General features: G+C 65.8%; 16 protein-coding genes, 1 tRNA gene and 1 other RNA gene. 9 read left to right on the forward strand and 9 right to left on the reverse strand.

What is annotated here, in order from left to right; all coding sequences use genetic code 11:
- Window positions 1–52: 52 nt before the first annotated feature.
- Complete coding sequence (locus G6R19_RS04735; protein WP_163162742.1) at window positions 53–817, reverse strand: peroxide stress protein YaaA; 765 nt, start codon at window positions 815–817, stop codon at window positions 53–55.
- Window positions 818–873: 56 nt separating this feature from the next.
- Here G6R19_RS04735 and rnpB point away from each other — a divergent pair.
- The 5 genes from rnpB (at window position 874) to G6R19_RS04760 (ending at window position 4,787) form a co-directional block, all read left to right on the forward strand.
- Window positions 874–1,265, forward strand: an RNA gene (gene rnpB / locus G6R19_RS04740) — RNase P RNA component class A.
- A gap of 161 nt (window positions 1,266–1,426) precedes the next feature.
- Window positions 1,427–1,852 (forward strand): TspO/MBR family protein, encoded by a 426-nt coding sequence (locus G6R19_RS04745; protein ID WP_240341748.1) that lies wholly within the window; start codon window positions 1,427–1,429, stop codon window positions 1,850–1,852.
- A 260-nt stretch (window positions 1,853–2,112) separates the two neighbouring features.
- Window positions 2,113–3,591 (forward strand): glyceraldehyde-3-phosphate dehydrogenase, encoded by a 1,479-nt coding sequence (locus tag G6R19_RS04750; protein WP_163162746.1) that lies wholly within the window; start codon window positions 2,113–2,115, stop codon window positions 3,589–3,591.
- A 75-nt stretch (window positions 3,592–3,666) separates the two neighbouring features.
- Window positions 3,667–3,876 (forward strand): hypothetical protein, encoded by a 210-nt coding sequence (locus tag G6R19_RS04755; protein ID WP_163162748.1) that lies wholly within the window; start codon window positions 3,667–3,669, stop codon window positions 3,874–3,876.
- A gap of 113 nt (window positions 3,877–3,989) precedes the next feature.
- Entirely contained in the window at window positions 3,990–4,787 is a 798-nt protein-coding gene (locus G6R19_RS04760) for an HNH endonuclease family protein (RefSeq protein WP_163162750.1), read from the forward strand.
- A gap of 49 nt (window positions 4,788–4,836) precedes the next feature.
- Here G6R19_RS04760 and def read toward each other — a convergent pair whose 3' ends face one another.
- The 3 genes from def to orn form a co-directional block, all read right to left on the reverse strand.
- Complete coding sequence (gene def / locus G6R19_RS04765) at window positions 4,837–5,409, reverse strand: peptide deformylase (protein WP_163162752.1); 573 nt, start codon at window positions 5,407–5,409, stop codon at window positions 4,837–4,839.
- 99 nt (window positions 5,410–5,508) lie between these two features.
- A tRNA-His gene (locus tag G6R19_RS04770) sits at window positions 5,509–5,581 on the reverse strand.
- 129 nt (window positions 5,582–5,710) lie between these two features.
- The gene (gene orn, locus G6R19_RS04775; RefSeq protein ID WP_163162754.1) at window positions 5,711–6,340 is read right to left on the reverse strand and encodes an oligoribonuclease; all 630 of its coding nucleotides are present in this window, start codon (window positions 6,338–6,340) and stop codon (window positions 5,711–5,713) included.
- 168 nt (window positions 6,341–6,508) lie between these two features.
- On the opposite strand from orn, the gene mptB reads away from it, so the two are divergent.
- Window positions 6,509–8,062, forward strand: a complete 1,554-nt coding sequence (gene mptB, locus G6R19_RS04780) for a polyprenol phosphomannose-dependent alpha 1,6 mannosyltransferase MptB (RefSeq protein WP_163162756.1) — start codon at window positions 6,509–6,511, stop codon at window positions 8,060–8,062.
- Here mptB and G6R19_RS04785 read toward each other — a convergent pair.
- From G6R19_RS04785 to G6R19_RS04795, 3 genes are read right to left on the reverse strand one after another with little or no spacing between them, the layout of a single operon-like run.
- Window positions 8,055–8,738, reverse strand: coding sequence for a DNA alkylation repair protein (locus tag G6R19_RS04785; RefSeq protein ID WP_163162758.1), 684 nt, complete (start codon window positions 8,736–8,738; stop codon window positions 8,055–8,057). The genes mptB and G6R19_RS04785 overlap by 8 nt on opposite strands.
- A 7-nt stretch (window positions 8,739–8,745) precedes the next feature.
- Window positions 8,746–9,483, reverse strand: coding sequence for an alpha/beta hydrolase (locus G6R19_RS04790; RefSeq protein ID WP_163162943.1), 738 nt, complete (start codon window positions 9,481–9,483; stop codon window positions 8,746–8,748).
- 2 nt (window positions 9,484–9,485) lie between these two features.
- Window positions 9,486–10,631, reverse strand: a complete 1,146-nt coding sequence (locus G6R19_RS04795; RefSeq protein ID WP_163162760.1) for a LacI family DNA-binding transcriptional regulator — start codon at window positions 10,629–10,631, stop codon at window positions 9,486–9,488.
- Between the two features lie 171 nt (window positions 10,632–10,802).
- On the opposite strand from G6R19_RS04795, the gene G6R19_RS04800 reads away from it, so the two are divergent.
- The 3 genes from G6R19_RS04800 to G6R19_RS04810 are packed head-to-tail and all read left to right on the forward strand — an operon-like array spanning window position 10,803 to window position 14,022.
- Window positions 10,803–11,972 carry a Gfo/Idh/MocA family oxidoreductase gene (locus G6R19_RS04800; RefSeq protein ID WP_163162762.1) on the forward strand — a complete coding sequence of 390 codons (1,170 nt, stop codon included), beginning with the start codon at window positions 10,803–10,805 and terminating at the stop codon, window positions 11,970–11,972.
- The gene (locus G6R19_RS04805) at window positions 11,972–13,186 is read left to right on the forward strand and encodes a dihydrodipicolinate synthase family protein (RefSeq protein WP_163162764.1); all 1,215 of its coding nucleotides are present in this window, start codon (window positions 11,972–11,974) and stop codon (window positions 13,184–13,186) included. The genes G6R19_RS04800 and G6R19_RS04805 overlap by 1 nt, the downstream gene beginning before the upstream one ends.
- Entirely contained in the window at window positions 13,183–14,022 is an 840-nt protein-coding gene (locus G6R19_RS04810; protein ID WP_163162765.1) for a sugar phosphate isomerase/epimerase family protein, read from the forward strand. Before G6R19_RS04805 ends, G6R19_RS04810 begins: the two co-directional genes overlap by 4 nt.
- Before the next feature lie 122 nt (window positions 14,023–14,144).
- Here G6R19_RS04810 and xylB read toward each other — a convergent pair whose 3' ends face one another.
- Together xylB and G6R19_RS04820 are read right to left on the reverse strand one after the other, a co-directional pair.
- Window positions 14,145–15,563 carry a xylulokinase gene (gene xylB / locus G6R19_RS04815; RefSeq protein WP_163162767.1) on the reverse strand — a complete coding sequence of 473 codons (1,419 nt, stop codon included), beginning with the start codon at window positions 15,561–15,563 and terminating at the stop codon, window positions 14,145–14,147.
- Between the two features lie 2 nt (window positions 15,564–15,565).
- On the reverse strand, window positions 15,566–16,312 hold a 747-nt coding region (locus G6R19_RS04820), incomplete at its 5' end, for a TIM barrel protein (protein ID WP_163162769.1).

Here is a 16,312-nt window from a genome sequence, read left to right on the forward strand (position 1 = left end):
GGAGCGTCATAACGACACTTAGCGCTACTTAGTTGGGGAGGCGCGGGGCGAATCAGCCCGGCAGGATGATGTTCAGCGCGTGTGGCTTCCGTGCCAACCCTTTCACGAGTTCAGCCTCCCACTTTTCGCGGCTGGCCTTCAGCAGCTGCTCGGGCGACTCCGGTGCCTTGCCCCGCCGGGCCAGGAGATGCCGCGCCAGCTCACCGCGGGTGTGCTTTGCAAAGTGGCTGACGACCTTCCGGACGCCGTTGACTTCGGTAAAGACGTTGACGGTAACTGTTTGGGTGGCCGGCGGAGCCCACGCTGCCGCGTAGGTGCTGGACCGGCAGTCCACCAGCAGGTGGCCTGAAACGGCTTCGGCCAGCGCATCGGCGAGCTGCGGTTTCCAGAAAGAGGCCAGGCGTCCGACGTCGGGCAGCGCCGTTCCCATGGACAGCCGGTAGGCAGGCACATTGTCACCGAACCGGATGGCGCCCCAGAGCGCCGAAATGACGAGGACCGACTCGTCTGCCTTGCGGCGTTGGCCGGCAGTCAGTGTCTTGTAGCCCAGGGCGTCGTAAAGCACCCCTGAATATATTTGGTGCGCCGGAGCCGCCGGTTCAGCATGGAGCCGGGTGTTGCGTTCGACGTCGTCCTTCAGCGATGCCCCGACCCCCAGCAAGGCGAGGGCGTCCTCGTGCGCGCTGACCGTACCCAGCGCGTCCAGCACCTTGGCACGGTAGGAGTTCAGCTGCGGGAAACTCAGCGCTGGCCAGTCGACGGCGGATCCACGGACCGCGGGTGTCTTGCCTTCAGAGGGGGGAAGCAGAATCAGCACCGTCCGATCCTACCGGCGGCGGCAAAGCGGCACGGCGCCGGTAGACTGGATCCGGATGGGTTGACCAGGCGGCCGCGCGTCACGCAAGTGGCTCGAGGAACGTCCGGGCTCCGCAGAGCAGGGTGGTGGGTAACGCCCACTCGGGGTAACCCGCAGGCCAGTGCCACAGAAAACAGACCGCCTGGGTCGCGCCGTTTTGAAAGCGGCACGAAACAGGTAAGGGTGAAACGGTGGTGTAAGAGACCACCAGCTTCCCGGGTGACCGGGAAGGCTAGGTAAACCCCACCCGGAGCAAGGCCAGACAGGGCACGTTTGAGGGCTGCTCGCCCGAGTGTCCGGGTAGGCCGCTGGAGGGCGCCGGCAACGGCGTTCGTAGATGGATGGCCGCTACTCCCGCACCGGCAACGGGGCGGGAGCACAGAACCCGGCGTATCGGTCAACCCATCCACCTAACCGGTTTGACCTTGGAAGCTCTGTTGGGGATGCTGAACCGTGCCCTCTAATACTGATGGACAACCCGGGCCGGGAACGGCCCCGCCGCCGGTCCGTTCCCCGGGCAGGCAAGTTGTTGCGCTGCTTGGTCTCCTTGCCCTTTCGTATGCAGTCTGCATGCTCGCCTCCATCCCCATCATCCTTAATTCCAACGGCTGGTTCGCCGGCTCGGTCAAGGCCCCCTGGATGCCGGCAGGATGGATGTTCCGCGCCGCCTGGCTTTCGCTGTACGCCGGAATCGCCGTGGCCGCCTGGCTGGTCTGGCGGAGGGGAGCCCTGGTCCGGCCGGTTGCGCGCATGTATGGTCTGCAGCTGCTGCTCAACCTGGCCTGGCCCATCACGTTCTTTGGCATGTACCCCATGCTCGGCGCCGCCGCTTTATGGATCGCCCTCGCGGTGATCGGCGCATTGGCTTTTGTCCTGGTCCTCCTCATCCTGCGGTTCGGGCCCGTCAGCACGGCGGCCGGGCTGCTGGTTTTGCCCTACTTCTCCTGGGTGGTTTTCTCCGCGAGCCTCAACCTCTACTCCGCCATCCACAACTAAGGCCGTACCAGGGCCGCGGGGAACCTGGTGTGAGTGATTTCACGCGGCTCGGGCCACCCCGGGGCAGTCCGCCAAATTAGAATGGATACCGGACGCAGGAGTTCTTCCGCCGGAATTGCGTTCGCACCCGGCGGTTTTCTTTTGCACCCGATCCAGGCACCTGGGGGACAAACCCCGCGGTGCCGGTGCCCCTGGACATCATCAGGTGGCCGACATCCGTGTACGAGGACGTACGCGGCTGAACCGAGGAAGGTATTTCTGTGAGCCAGACGTCTGATTCTTGTCTTGATACGTGGATGGGCCGGGAGGCCCTCGCCGAGGCCATGATTCCGGTGATCGGCCGGCTGTACCGCGAAAACAACGTGGTGACCAGCATCCACGGCCGGAGCCTGATCAACAAGTCCACCATGAACATCCTCAAGGCGCACCGCTTCGCGCGCAGGATGAGCAAGGATGAGCTGCTGCTGGAGGAGACCGCTCCGCTCCTGAACACCCTGGCGGGGCTGGAGCTCGGTGCGGCCGCGATCGACATCGCCCGGCTGAACCAGAAGTTCAAGGAAGAGGGCGGCGACGCCACCCTGGAGGAGTTCCTCCGCGAGGAACTCGCCGAGATCGTGGGCAAGCGCGGCGGCGACGACCGCACCAGCACCGACGTCGTGCTGTACGGGTTTGGCCGCATCGGACGGCTCCTGGCCCGCCTCCTGATCGAAAAGGCAGGCGGCGGCCACGGCCTGCGGCTGCGCGCCATCGTTGTCCGCAGGGGCTCCGATAACGACCTGTCCAAGCGCGCCAGCCTGCTGCGCCGCGACTCGGTGCACGGCTCCTTCGAGGGCACCATCCGCGTTGACGAGGCAGCCAACACCATCACCGCCAACGGCGTCCAGGTGCAGGTTATCTACTCCGACAACCCCGCCACCATTGACTACACCGCCTACGGCATCAACAATGCGCTGGTGGTGGACAACACCGGCCGCTGGCGCGACGCCGAAGGCCTGTCCCAGCACCTGCAGAGCAAGGGCGTGGCAAGGGTGCTGCTGACCGCCCCAGGCAAGGGCGAGCTGAAGAACATCGTCCATGGCATCAACCACCGCAGCATCGAGGACACCGACCAGATCGTGTCCGCGGCTTCCTGCACCACCAATGCCATTACGCCGGTCCTGAAGGCCATCAACGACAAGTTCGGGGTAGTCCACGGCCATGTCGAGACGGTCCACTCGTTCACGAACGACCAGAACCTGATTGACAACTTCCACAAGGGCGACCGCCGTGGCCGTTCGGCAGCACTGAACATGGTCATCACCGAAACCGGAGCGGCCAAGGCAGTGGCCAAGGCCCTGCCCGAACTGCTGGGCAAGCTCACCGGCAGCTCCATCCGCGTCCCCACCCCGGACGTTTCCCTGGCCATCCTGAACCTGAGCCTGGAAACCGGGACCACCAAGGATGAGGTCAACGAATACCTGCGGGAGATGTCCCTGCACTCGGACCTGCGCAAGCAGATCGACTACATCGACTCACCCGAGGTGGTTTCCACGGACTTCGTAGGTTCCCGCCGTGCGGGAATCGTTGACGGCCTCGCCACGATCTCGAACGAAAAGAACCTGGTGCTCTACGTCTGGTACGACAACGAGTTCGGTTACAGCTGCCAGGTTGTCCGCGTGATGGAGGAGATGGCCGGTGTGAACCCGCCATCCTTCCCCGCCAAGGAATCGGCCGCAGCCCTGGCCGCAATTTCCGTCTAATCCAGCCCTCAGGCCAATCTCGATTTCCCGGCTGATTCGCTGGAATCAGCCGGGAAACGGGACCACACTTGTGCCATGGATAAAGATTCAACGCTCCAGCATGAAACTACCCTGGAACACGCACTCGATGTGGCAAAGGCCAATCACAAAGAGGCCGTCCGCCTGCTTGAAGGCGCCCGCGCCGGCCACGCAGCGGGCGACGTCGGCGAGGACCGGGTGCGGCAGCTTGAGGGACTCCTGGCCATCGCCGAGGAGGACCTTCGACGGGTGATGCGGGAGCAGTAGCTCCACCGGCTTGACCTTTCACCCGCCCTCCACAGTGTGGATATCGGCGGGGATGGTGTTCGGCTGTCCTAGGCTCTTCTGGTGCAGGAACATACCGGCAGGGCAGGAACCCCATGACCGTGAGCTGGTCCGCCTACCGCCGTGCCCGGCGCCGCTCACGGCAGGCGTGGGGAGTGCTCGCAGTTGCTGCCGTCTCGGCGCTGGGGGCCTTGTTCTGGTTCTTCACCGCCGGCCAGTTTGCCGTAGCGGAGCCCGCCGCTTCCGGGCCTACAGAAGCTCCCGTCTTCGACCCCGACTGGATGAAGCCGGTTGTGCCGGTCCATCCGGTGCCCCCGGTAACGGCCCTCTCGGCACTGGACACACTTGCCGTGAAGGGACGCGCGGGGAAGGACAACTACAGCAGGGAGGCGTTCGGCCAGGCCTGGCAGGATGTTGACCGCAACGGCTGCGATACCCGCAACGACATCCTGCGGCGGGACCTTACGGACGTGGTCTTTACGGAAGGGTCCACGTGCCGCGTGGCAGCCGGGACCTTCCATGAACCCTACCTCGGACAGTTTGTGGACTTCCGCCGGGGCTCCGAAAGCAGCCGGGCAGTCCAAATAGACCATGTCGTTGCCCTGGGGGACGCGTGGCAGAAGGGCGCCCAAGGGCTGACGGCAGGGGAACGCCAACGCCTCGCCAACGATCCCCTGAACCTTATCGCTGCCGACGGACCGGCCAACCAGCAGAAGAGTGCCGGCGATGCCGCCACCTGGCTTCCCAGGAACAAGTCGATCCGCTGCCACTACGTGGCCCGCCAGATCTCCGTCAAGGCTGCTTACCGCCTCTGGGTCACCGAGGCCGAAAAGGACGCCATGAAGCGGGTTCTCGGGTCCTGCCCGGACCAGCGGACCGTTTCAGCCCGCTGATCCCCGAGCCCGGGCGCTCCTGGCGCGCGGAGGCAGCCCGCCGTCGGGCCTAATGGCCGAAGGGGTCCGGGTCCACGCCCGGCATCCAGGTCAGTCCGGGAACGCCCCACCCGTTTTTCTTGGCCTGCTTCATTGCCTTGCGGGCGTAGCGGTCCATCAGGCGGTTGACGTAGAGCTTGCCGTCAAGGTGGTCGTACTCATGCTGCATCACGCGGGCGAACCAGCCGGTCGCCTCGAACGTGACCGGCTGCCCAAAGCCGTCAAGGCCCTCCACGCGCGCCCACTCGGCGCGCTTTAGCGGGTACTGGCCGCTGGGGAAGGACAGGCAGCCTTCCTCTTCCTCGTCGGGGTCGGGGACAGCCCCGGAAATTTTTGACAGGGTGAGGACCGGATTGACCAGCACGCCGGTGGGGGGAGCGCCGTCGTCATTGGCGAATTTGTAGACGAAGATCCTTTTGCCCACCCCGACCTGCGGGGCCGCAAGGCCCACGCCGTTGGCTGCATCGTTCGTTTCGAACATGTCCGCGATGAGGGACCGCAGTTCGTCGTCGAAAACTTCCACTTCGGTTGCCCTGCGGTGCAGCACGGGCTCTCCCCAAATGGTGATTGGCAGAACAGTCATCCCTCGGTCCTTCGGCGGTATCTTGTGCAAAAGAAAGGAGGCCGCACCGGATATCCGGTGCAGCCTCCTTTGTGGACGGCTGTAATACCATCCCGTGAGGGTGAGCTACGGGGGTTGAACCCGCGACCTCCTGGACCACAACCAGGCGCTCTGCCAACTGAGCTAAGCCCACCATGCGCCCTGTAGATTTACCGGAGAACCGGCTCTCTTGAAAGGCAACTCAAATAGCTTACCTGCTCTTCAAGGGTGCTTTGTCCACTTTTGCCGATTTCAGCGAAATTTCCCGCAAACGTGGTGCAGATTACGCTTCCGGCTGCTGGGAATCGCCGGCGGCCGTGATGCGCTTCGCGATCTGCTGCGCCGTAGCGCTGTCGGGTCCGGGCGGCGGCACAAACACGGCTTCCCGGTAGTAGCGGAGTTCATCGATCGAATCCTTGATGTCCCCCAGTGCGCGGTGGCCGCCCTTCTTTGCCGGCGACTGGAAGTAGGCCCTGGCGAACCAGCGGCGGGAGAGCTCCTTGATGGTGCTGACGTCGATGACGCGGTAATGCAGGTGCTCCACCACGGAGGGCATGTCCCGGGAGAGGAAGACGCGGTCAGTGCCTACCGAGTTGCCCCCCAGGGGCGCCTTGCGCGGGTCAGGCACCCACTTTTCGATGTACTCCATAACGGCCGCCTCCGCCGCAGCCATGGTGGTGCCGTGGGGGAGTTCCTTGAGCAGCCCGGACTTGGTGTGCATGTCCCGGACGAAGTCGTTCATCTGGGCAAGGGCCGCATCATCAGGTTTAATCACTACGTCCACCCCGTCACCGAGGATGTTCAGTTCGGAGTCCGTGACCAGGGCTGCCACCTCGATCAAGGCGTCGTTCTTGATGTCCAGACCGGTCATTTCGCAGTCGATCCAGACGATTCGTTCGTTAGATATAGGCACCGGACCAGCCTACCGTTACACCTCCCGGCTGCCTGCCGGTGCTAGGATTTCGGGTACGCGGCGGGACCACTTGCTGTCGTTGTAACCCGCCTCGGCCGGCCGTGCAGCCCGCCGGGCAGAACCGCGCCAAGCCAAGAGCGCAAACGCAAGAGATTGGACGATCCTGAGATGACGGCGCCTTTGCCTGCAGCGGGGGAGCTTGCGGCCGTTGACACTGCCGCAACTGTGGCCGACGTCGATAATCCCAGCTCACCGCTTCTGGCCGGATTCGTGGGCTCGATGTTTATGCTGATCGGATCCCTGGGAGTGGGCTGGCTGGCTCCCGTCTCGGAACTCCGCCGGATGCCCCTGTTCATCTGGATGCGGGCAGAAGCGGGCGGCGTGGCCCTGTCCATCGTTCTGCTGGCGGTAGGCGGGATGCTTCTGGTGCGCGCCTGGCTCCGGTTGGGCCAGCGCGTCCATGTCTGGGGAGAAGAAGCCCGGAAGTCGACATTGATGGCAGTGGTTGCCTGGGGGCTGCCCATGATGTTCAGCGTGCCGCTGTTCAGCCGCGACGTGTACGCCTATATCGGCCAGGGCCGCCTGATGGTGGAGGGCTTCAACCCGTACGAGAACGGCATCTCGGCGCTCTCCAACTACTTCCAGCTGGGCGCGGACAAGATGTGGACCGAGGCGCCGGTTCCCTACGGGCAGTTGTTCCTGTGGATCGAGCAGTTCATTGTGTGGGTGACAAACGTCCAGCCGGAAACCAGCGTGATGCTGTTCCGGCTGGTGGCCGTGGCCGGCGTCGTCCTCTGCGTGGTCTATGTGCCGAAGCTTGCCGAGCTCCATGGAGTTAATCCCCACCGGGCCCTCTGGCTCACGGCCGCCAACCCGCTCTTCCTCACCAACTTCATCGCCAGTGTCCACAATGACGCCCTCATGATCGGACTGGCACTGGCAGGCCTTTACTACTCGGCAACCCGCCGCGTGGTCAGGGGCATCGTCCTGGTGACACTCTCGATCGCCGTCAAACCCATCACCATCGTTTTCCTGCCCTTCATCGGTCTGCTGTGGGCAGGGAAAAACGCAGGCTGGCTCCGGAAGTTTGCCTTCTGGGGGCTGACCGCGGGATTGAGCCTGGGGATCCTGGTGCTGATGAGCCTGGTGAACGGGTTCGGCTTTGGCTGGATCAACGGGCTTTCCGCTCCGGGCAGCATCTACATCTGGTACGCGCCGGTTGGGCTGATCGGCATGGTGGTCGCCTCACTGGGCAACTCATTCGGCATGGATGGATGGCTCCTAGCAGACTGGGTGTTCGACGCCGGGAAGCTGCTGGCGGTGGGCATCGTTGCCTGGCTGATCTTCAGGGGTGAGCACGACCGCCTGATCCGCCGGCTGACCCTTGCGTTTGCGGCGATTGTCCTGCTGGCACCGATGATCCAGTCCTGGTACGTGGTGTGGCTGATTCCGTTGTTTGCCGTGACCGGCATCCGCAACGACTGGCAGGTCAAGGCCCTCTACTTTGTGGTCTCGTTCTTTATGATTTACGCCATTTCGGACCAGCTGGAGGTTTTCCCTTACCTTCAGACCGCGGACCTTGGGCTGGCGCTGGCCTTGGCCCGTGTAGCCGCTGCCGTGACCGGCCTGCTGTTCGGCCTCTACCTGATCTTCTGGGATCCGCGCACCCGAAGCCTCTTCCGGAAGAGTCCCGAACCTGTGGTTGAACGCCCCGTCATTTAGGCAGGTGCTTCAACGCTTCCCGGCGTGACAGCGGGCTCATCCTGTCCCCGTGTTCAGCCACGAAATCCGACACCCAGCCCGGCGCGGTCTTGGCGTACTCCCGCAGGGCCCAGCCGATCGCTTTCCTGATGAAGAACTCGGGATCGGAAAGGTTCGCCTCGATAACACGGCGCAGGAGATGGGGATCGGTGTCCCCTTTGGCCTTCAATTGCGCGGTGATCGATGCACGCCTGATCCAGAGGTCCGGGTCGGTGCTCCACTCCAGAATCACCGCCGACACCTCGGTGCGGTGTGCCTGCAGAAGCAAGCAGATCCGGCCAGCCACACCGTCGGCGAAGTCCCACCAGCCACCCTGGCGGATGATCTCCTCGTAGACCGGAAGCATCGTCAGGTCCTTGGCCACCAGCTTGCCGAGGGTCAGGTCGATGGCCGCATACCGCTCCTCCCGGAACTCCGCATTGCGCCACAGTTCCAGCACGGTGGCCCGCTGCCCGCCCGCTGACTCGAAGGGAAACCGGGCAACAGCAGCCGCGGTCAGCCGGCGCACATCCGGTACCCGTACACCCAGGAACGGCATGGGAGATTTCATGTACGCCTGCGCACCGGCAGCACGCACCGGATCCGCCGCTTGCTGGAGCCGGACGCGGATGGCCTCGAGCACTTCCCGGTTGACCATGTGGGGATCAGGAGGGGTCGGTCCAGCCCGCCCGGCCCAGCCAGCCCGCACACAGCGAGCTCCATTGATCAGGCCCGGGTTCGCCGTCGGCGAGGCCCAACCCATGGCGTCCGTGCGGAAAGACGTGCAGCTCAGCGGGCACGCCGGCGCTCAGCAGCGCGCCTGCGTAGCCGAGGCTGTGGCTTACCGGTACGGCGGCGTCGTCGGCCGTGTGCCAAAGGAACGCGGGCGGCGTTTCGCTAGTTACCTGCTGTTCTGCTGACAGCTCCGCCAGGACGTTCGACGGCGGCGCCCCGCCAAGGAGGTTGTCCACCGAACCCTGGTGCACTTCCCGGGTGTAGGACACCACCGGGTAGCACAGGACGGTGAGGTCGGGGACAGCCCCGGGAACGTCGAGGTCAGCGCTGCCGGTGGCCACCGCTGTGGAAAGCGTCGCCGCGAGGTGTCCACCGGCGGAAAACCCGAGTACCCCCACGCGTTCCCGGTCAACAGCGAGGCCGTGCGCTCCGCCGCGGATGTGAAGCATTGCCTGCTTTGCATCCTCAAGCGGCGCCGGGTGCCGGTCAGGGGCAACCCGGTACCGCAGGACAAAAGCGTGAATGCCCAGGCCGGCGAGCCAGTCGGCAACAGGCTCCGCTTCATGGTCGGCCTGGCGGGCGTAGCCGCCCCCCGGGAGGACCAGGACTGCGGGCCGGTCACCGGCCGCGCCGCTGCGGGACGGGACGGCTGTCAGGCGGGGCGCCACGGTCACGCCGCCGTCTCGGTGCTGCGGCGGAGCGTCACTTCGCCGGTGATCGGATGCGGCTGCACGACGGCGGCGCCTCCCTTTTCTGTACCGCCGGTTCCTGCGTCCCTGGATTCCCCTTCCGGCCCTCCGCCGGCAGCAAGAGCTCCCGGAGCTGTGGCACGGGTGGCAAGGCGCCCGATCTCTTCGAGCGGGAGGCGGACCGTGGAGAGTGCAGGGCGGAAATCGCGGAGTGTCTCGATGTCGTCGAAGCCGGCGATGATGGCGTCGCGCGGAATGCGGAGCCCCTGTGAACGGAGTGCAGCCGTGGCGCCGATGGCCATCACGTCATTGACGGCGAAGATGCACAACCTCGTGCCGCCGGCCGCATCTCCGGATTCCGCCTGGCGTTCCTTGATCAGCCCGGCAAGCTTGAGGCCGGCTTCATAGCCGCCCGCCCGGTTGAAGGCGGTCCGCAGAATGTCCGCAGGTTGACGCCCGGCCGCGGCGAGGCCCTCCTGGAAACCGCGCACCCGGTCGTCTGAGGTGAAGAGCCCCTCCGGGCCGCCGATGATCACAAAGTCGCCGTCCCAGCCGGAGGCAAGTTTGCCCGCCAGCGCTGCGGCCAGTTCCTGGTTCGGCACGGCCACCACGTGGTAGCCCTCCTCCGCCGTCGCACCAACGACCGGGTGGCCCACAACCGCTACCCGGCCGCCGTTGCGGCAATACCTGTCCAGTTCAGCAGCCAGTTCCGCATTGTCCTCCAGGTTTTCCGGCCGGGACGAGCGGGAGCCTGCGATCACGATGGAGTCGGCGCGGCGGGCTGCGAACGCTGCTACCGCTTCCTTCTCTTCTGCCGGAGCTCCGCCGGTGGTGGCCAGCAGGACCATTTTGCGCTGCTCACGTGCTGCTTCCTGCACGCCCCGGGCAATGGCGGCGAAGTAGGGGTCGGCGATGTCGTGGACAATCAGGCCTATCAAGCCGGAGCTGGACTTCGCCAGGCCCTGTGCCTGCGCATTGGGAATGTAGCCAAGGGAGTCAGCGGCCTGCCGGACCCGGTCCGCGATGTCCGGGCCGGGCTTGCGCGCGGAACCGTTGAGGACACGCGAGGCGGTGGCCGGCGACACGCCGGCGAGTCGCGCCACCTCGGTAAGGGTACTTGCAGCCACAGCAACTCCTGGAGGCTTTAAAGGGACAGTAAGCGTGCTCACATTATGGCAGTTTCAACCCTTTTCCGGAAAGCGCTTGCCAATACGTGTGCCCCGGTGCATCATGGATGTAGTGGGAATGCGCTTTCCCAAACAGCTTGAGTACTACTGCTCACTCACCGTGGAGGACACATGGGCTTCGAAACTAAGACGATCCGCATCGCCATGAACGGCATCACCGGCCGGATGGGCTATCGCCAGCACCTGCTGCGCTCCATCCTCCCCATCCGGGATGCCGGCGGCTTTACCCTGGAGGACGGTACCCGCATCCAGGTTGAGCCCATCCTGGTGGGCCGCAACGAAGCCAAGATCCGCGAACTCGCGGAAAAGCACAAGGTCTCCGAATGGAGCACCGACCTCGACGCCGTCATCAACGATCCCACCGTCGACATTGTTTTTGACGCCTCCATGACCAGCCTTCGTGCTGCCACCCTGAAGAAGGCCATGCTCGCCGGCAAGCACATCTTCACGGAAAAGCCCACGGCCGAGACCCTCGAAGAAGCCATCGAACTGGCCCGCATCGGCAAGGAAGCCGGCGTGACCGCGGGCGTTGTCCACGACAAGCTGTACCTGCCCGGCCTGGTCAAGCTCCGCCGCCTGGTGGACGAAGGCTTCTTCGGCCGCATCCTTTCCATCCGCGGCGAATTCGGCTACTGGGTCTTCGAAGGCGACGTCCAGGCTGCGCAGCGCCCGTCCTGGAACTACCGCAAGGAAGACGGCGGCGGAATGACCACGGACATGTTCTGCCACTGGAACTACGTCCTCGAAGGCATCATCGGCAAGGTCAAGAGCGTCAACGCCAAGACCGCCACCCACATCCCCGCCCGCTGGGACGAAGCCGGCAAGGAGTACAAGGCCACCGCCGACGACGCATCCTACGGCATCTTCGAACTCGAGACCCCGGCCGGCGACCCGGTCATCGGCCAGATCAACTCCTCCTGGGCGGTCCGCGTCTACCGGGACGAGCTCGTGGAATTCCAGATCGACGGCACCCATGGTTCCGCCGTGGCAGGCCTGAACAAGTGCGTTGCCCAGCAGCGTGCGCACACTCCGAAGCCGGTCTGGAACCCGGACCTGCCCGTCACGGAATCCTTCCGCGACCAGTGGCAGGAAGTGCCTGCCAACGCTGAGCTGGACAACGGCTTCAAGCTGCAGTGGGAAGAGTTCCTCCGCGACGTCGTTGCCGGCCGCGAACACCGCTTCGGCCTGCTGTCCGCCGCCCGCGGTGTCCAGCTTGCAGAGCTCGGCCTGCAGTCCAACGACGAACGCCGCACCCTCGACATCCCGGAGATCACGCTCTAATGACCTCACTCATCCTTCCCTCCCACGACGGCGGCACCAGGGAATACCGGCTGCAGGGCGCTACGTCCTGGGCCCGTCCCGCTGCCCCGCTGACAGCCCGCCGTGCCTACGCCGCAGCACACGTCATCCCCGAGGTACTGGCAGACAACACCCCCGGCGCCCCGGCCCGGCTCGACTGGGAAGCCACCATGGCATACCGGCACGAGCTGTGGTCCTACGGCCTGGGCGTTGCCGATGCCATGGATACCGCCCAGCGCGGCATGGGCCTGGACTGGGCCGCCACGCAGCAGCTCATCAAGCGCACCGGAGTCGAGGCCGCCTCGGTGGTCTCGTCCGGCAACGCGGCCACGGCCGGCAAGTCGGTCCGGGACCTCGTCTCCTGCGGCGCCGGTACGGACCAGCTCGACATCGACTCCCTGCCGGTCGGCGAAGCGGGACTCAAGGCCGTCCTCGAGGCGTACCGCGAGCAGATCGCCGTCATCACCGAGGCCGGTCCCAAGGTCATCATCATGGCCTCGCGGGCCCTCGCTAAGGTGGCCAGCGGTCCCGAGGACTACCTGAAGGTGTACTCCACCCTGCTGCAGGAAGTGGACCAGCCGGTCATCCTGCACTGGCTCGGCACCATGTTCGATCCCGCCCTCGCCGGCTACTGGGGTTCGGACGACGTCGCGACAGCCACCGACACGTTCCTCGGGCTCATCAAGGACAACGCGGCAAAGGTGGACGGGGTCAAGGTCTCCCTGCTCGACGCCAGCCACGAGGTGGCCCTCCGCGCTGCGCTTCCCGAAGGCGTCCGCCTCTACACCGGCGACGACTTCAACTACCCCGAGCTGATCGACGGCGACGGCAGCCACCACTCAGACGCACTGTTGGGCATCTTCGCCGCCATCTACCCGGCGGCTTCGGTGGCCCTGCAGAACTACGAAGCCGGCAACGCCGTGAAGGCCCGGGAGATCCTGGACTCCACCCGGGAACTGGGCAAGCACATCTTCAGCGCCCCCACGTTCTACTACAAGACCGGCATCGCGTTTATGTCGTGGCTCAACGGCAAACAGCAGGGCTTCCAGATGGTGGGCGGCCTGCACTCCGGCCGCTCCGTGTGCCACCTCGCCAAGACGTTTGAACTGGCAGACCAGGCCGGACTGCTCCGGGATCCGGCACTCGCCGCCTTCCGGATGTCTGACTACCTGCGGATCAACGGGGTAGGGGTATGAGCGACTTCTCCCGCCTCGCCATCAACAGCGCCACCACCAAGAAGTGGACCCTCGCCCAGGTTGTCGAGGGCTGCGTCAACGCCGGGATCCCGTCCATCGGGCCCTGGCGGGACCGGGTTGAGGAAGCCGGCCTGGACAAGGCGGCGCGCCTGATCAAGGACGCCGGCCTGCGCGTCTCCTCCCTGTGCCGTGGCGGATTCCTCACCGCTGCCGACCCCGAGGGGCAGGCCACCGCGCTGGCCGACAACCGCGCCGCCATCCTGGAAGCTGTGGCCCTGGGCACCAAGGAACTGTTCCTTGTTGTCGGCGGACTGGCGCCGGGGGAGAAGGACGTAGTGGCGGCGCGCCGGCGCGTAGCCGACCGCCTCGCCGACCTCGCTCCTTTTGCGGAGGAAAACGGCGTCCGCCTGGTCCTCGAGCCGCTGCACCCGATGTATGCGGCGGACCGTGCCCTGATCTCCACGCTGGGGCAGGCCCTGGACCTTGCAGCGCCGTTCGATGCCTCAACGGTGGGCGTTGCGGTTGATACCTTCCATGTCTGGTGGGATCCCGAGCTCAAGGCCCAGATCGAACGTGCCGGCCGGGAGAACCGCATTGCCTCCTACCAGGTGTGCGATTTCAACGTGCCCATCGCCGCCGATCCGCTGCTGTCCCGTGGTTACATGGGCGACGGCGTAGTGGACTTTGCCACCATCGGCACTTGGGTGCGGGATGCCGGCTACACCGGTGACATCGAAGTGGAAATCTTCAATCAGGACATCTGGGACACGGACGGCAACACCGTCCTGGCCACAGTGAAGGAGCGCTACGCGGAGCTCGTTCTCCCGTACGCCTGACCCACTCTGGATGTCCTGATCCAGACCGCGGGCTCCTGCTACGTCACGGCAGGAGCCTGCGCCCCACCTCAAAAGACCCGGCCCGCCATCGGCGGTCCGGGTCCTTTTGTTGGTGAGAATACCTAGGCGTACAGCGAGGCGCACCTGCGGTAGCGGGCCAGCACCCCGCCGTCGTCCTGCCCTGCGGGGACGTCGACGGCGTCGAGCGCCCACTGCGGAAACTGCCCCGTGAGTGCCGCGGCGGCCTGGCGCGCGGCGCCGTCGGCTACGTATTCCCCGGGACGCGGCACGGTGACCTCGACTCCCAGCAGCTGCGCTGCCGCCTCCTGCACGGCAGCGGACTGTGCCCCGCCGCCCACCAGGATGATCCGCCCGGCCTCGACTCCCTGCTGCTGGAGGGCCGCCAGCCCGTCCGCCAGCGAACACACCACGCCTTCGACGGCGGCGCGTGCCAGATTGGCGGGGGTGTAGTTGCGCCGGGTAATCCCATGCAGGGATCCTGTGGCGTCGGGCAGGTTTGGCGTCCGCTCACCGTCGAAATAGGGCACGAGGGTCAAGCCCCCGGCACCGCTTTCGGCGGAGAGCGCCAGCTCGGTGAACTCCGGCAGGCTGACGTCCAGCAGGGCTGCGGTGGCATCAAAAACCCGGGTGGCGTTGAGCGTGCACACCAGCGGCAGGTAATTCCCGGCCGCGTCCGCAAACCCTGCCACCAGCCCGGACGGGTCGGCGGCGGCTGTACCGGACACGGCAAAGACCGTTCCGGACGTGCCCAGCGACATCACTACATCGCCGACGCCGGCACCAACACCCAGCGCCGCTGCCGCGTTGTCCCCGGCGCCGGCGGCCACGAGGGCGCCGGCGGGAGTCTTGCCTGCGACGTCCAGCGGGCCCAGCACTTCGGGCAGCAGCGGGACGTGCCCCAGTGACGAATCCAGGACGTCCGGAAGGTACCGGCCCGACGCCGTCGAATAATAGCCCGTACCGGAGGCGTCGGACCGGTCCGTGGTCAAGGCCTCAAGGCTTCCCGGTCCGCTGCCTTCGCCGTAGCCCAGCAGCCGCCAGGTCAGCCAGTCGTGCGGCAGGCAGACCGCCGCAACCTTCGCCGCGTTCTCCGGCTCATTTTCGGCCAGCCAGTGCAGCTTCGTGAGCGTCAGCGACGCTACCGGGACAGTACCCGTGGCACCCGCCCAGTAGCTGGCGCCAGCGGCAGGGTCGCCGTCACCCGCGGTGCGGATCAGCTCCAGCGCCGCACCGGCACTGCGCGTGTCGTTCCACAGGAGCGCAGGCCGGATCACCCGGCCGTCGCTGTCCAGGCACACCATGCCGTGCTGCTGGCCCCCGACCGAAACCGCTGCGACGTCGTCCAGTCCGCCGGCCTTCGTGATCGCCTCCTGCAGGGCTGCCCACCAGTGGTCCGGGTGGACTTCGGTGCCCTCCGGGTGGCTGGCCCTGCCTTCGCGGACAAGTGCTCCGGTGTCCGCATCACGGATCACCACTTTGCAGGACTGCGTGGAGCTGTCGATACCTGCTACGAGTGCCATGGTCAGCGTGCGTTGAGGAGGTGTTCGATGGCGAGCTGGTTGAGGCGGACGAAGGCGAAGGAGCGTTCGGCTGCTTTGTCGGCGTCGAAGTCTTCGAACGCGGTGGTGTCGTTGAGCAGGTCGGTGGCGGTTTCGCCGGCGGTGAGGGTGGTTTCGCCGAGTTCGAAGACGCCGGAGGCGGCGAGGGCTTCCTGGACCTGGGGGTCGGCGCGGAACGCGGTGGCGCGTTCTTTCAGGAGCAGGTACATGGCCATGTTGGCTTTGGCCGATTCCCAGACGCCGTCGTAGCCGTCGGTGCGGGAAGGCTTGTGGTCGAAGTGCCGCGGGCCCTCGTAGCGGCTGCCGCGGTTGGGGATGCCGTTTTCGAGCAGGTCCACGGTGAAGAACGCGCTGGTGAGGTCGCCGTGGCCGAAGACGAGGTCCTGGTCGTACTTGATGCCGCGCTGGCCGTTGAGGTCGATGTGGAACAGCTTGCCGGCCCACAGGGCCTGGGCGATCCCGTGGGTGAAGTTCAGCCCGGCCATCTGCTCGTGCCCGGTTTCGGGGTTCAGGCCCACGATGTCGCCGTGTTCGAGCTGGGCGATGAACGCCAGGCCGTGCCCGACGGTGGGCAGGAAAATATCGCCGCGGGGTTCGTTGGGCTTGGGCTCCAGGGCGATCCGCAGGTTGTAGCCCTTGTCCTTRATGTACGCGGCGRCGGTGTCCACGCCCTCACGCATCCGGTCCAGGGCCGCGGAGAGGTCCTTGGA

Origin of the sequence: Arthrobacter sp. Alg241-R88, from assembly GCF_900537115.1 — a bacterium.
Lineage (GTDB): Bacteria > Actinomycetota > Actinomycetes > Actinomycetales > Micrococcaceae > Arthrobacter.

What these genes read in the sequence shown, in the direction of transcription:
- G6R19_RS04745 (WP_240341748.1), top strand. Translation starts at nt 1,427, where the DNA reads ATGCTCGCCTCCATCCCCATCATCCTTAATTCCAACGGCTGGTTCGCC.
- G6R19_RS04755 (WP_163162748.1), top strand. Translation starts at nt 3,667, where the DNA reads ATGGATAAAGATTCAACGCTCCAGCATGAAACTACCCTGGAACACGCA.
- G6R19_RS04760 (WP_163162750.1), top strand. Translation starts at nt 3,990, where the DNA reads ATGACCGTGAGCTGGTCCGCCTACCGCCGTGCCCGGCGCCGCTCACGG.
- def (WP_163162752.1), bottom strand. Translation starts at nt 5,409, where the DNA reads ATGACTGTTCTGCCAATCACCATTTGGGGAGAGCCCGTGCTGCACCGC.
- mptB (WP_163162756.1), top strand. Translation starts at nt 6,509, where the DNA reads ATGACGGCGCCTTTGCCTGCAGCGGGGGAGCTTGCGGCCGTTGACACT.
- G6R19_RS04785 (WP_163162758.1), bottom strand. Translation starts at nt 8,738, where the DNA reads ATGGTCAACCGGGAAGTGCTCGAGGCCATCCGCGTCCGGCTCCAGCAA.
- G6R19_RS04800 (WP_163162762.1), top strand. Translation starts at nt 10,803, where the DNA reads ATGGGCTTCGAAACTAAGACGATCCGCATCGCCATGAACGGCATCACC.
- G6R19_RS04805 (WP_163162764.1), top strand. Translation starts at nt 11,972, where the DNA reads ATGACCTCACTCATCCTTCCCTCCCACGACGGCGGCACCAGGGAATAC.
- G6R19_RS04810 (WP_163162765.1), top strand. Translation starts at nt 13,183, where the DNA reads ATGAGCGACTTCTCCCGCCTCGCCATCAACAGCGCCACCACCAAGAAG.
- xylB (WP_163162767.1), bottom strand. Translation starts at nt 15,563, where the DNA reads ATGGCACTCGTAGCAGGTATCGACAGCTCCACGCAGTCCTGCAAAGTG.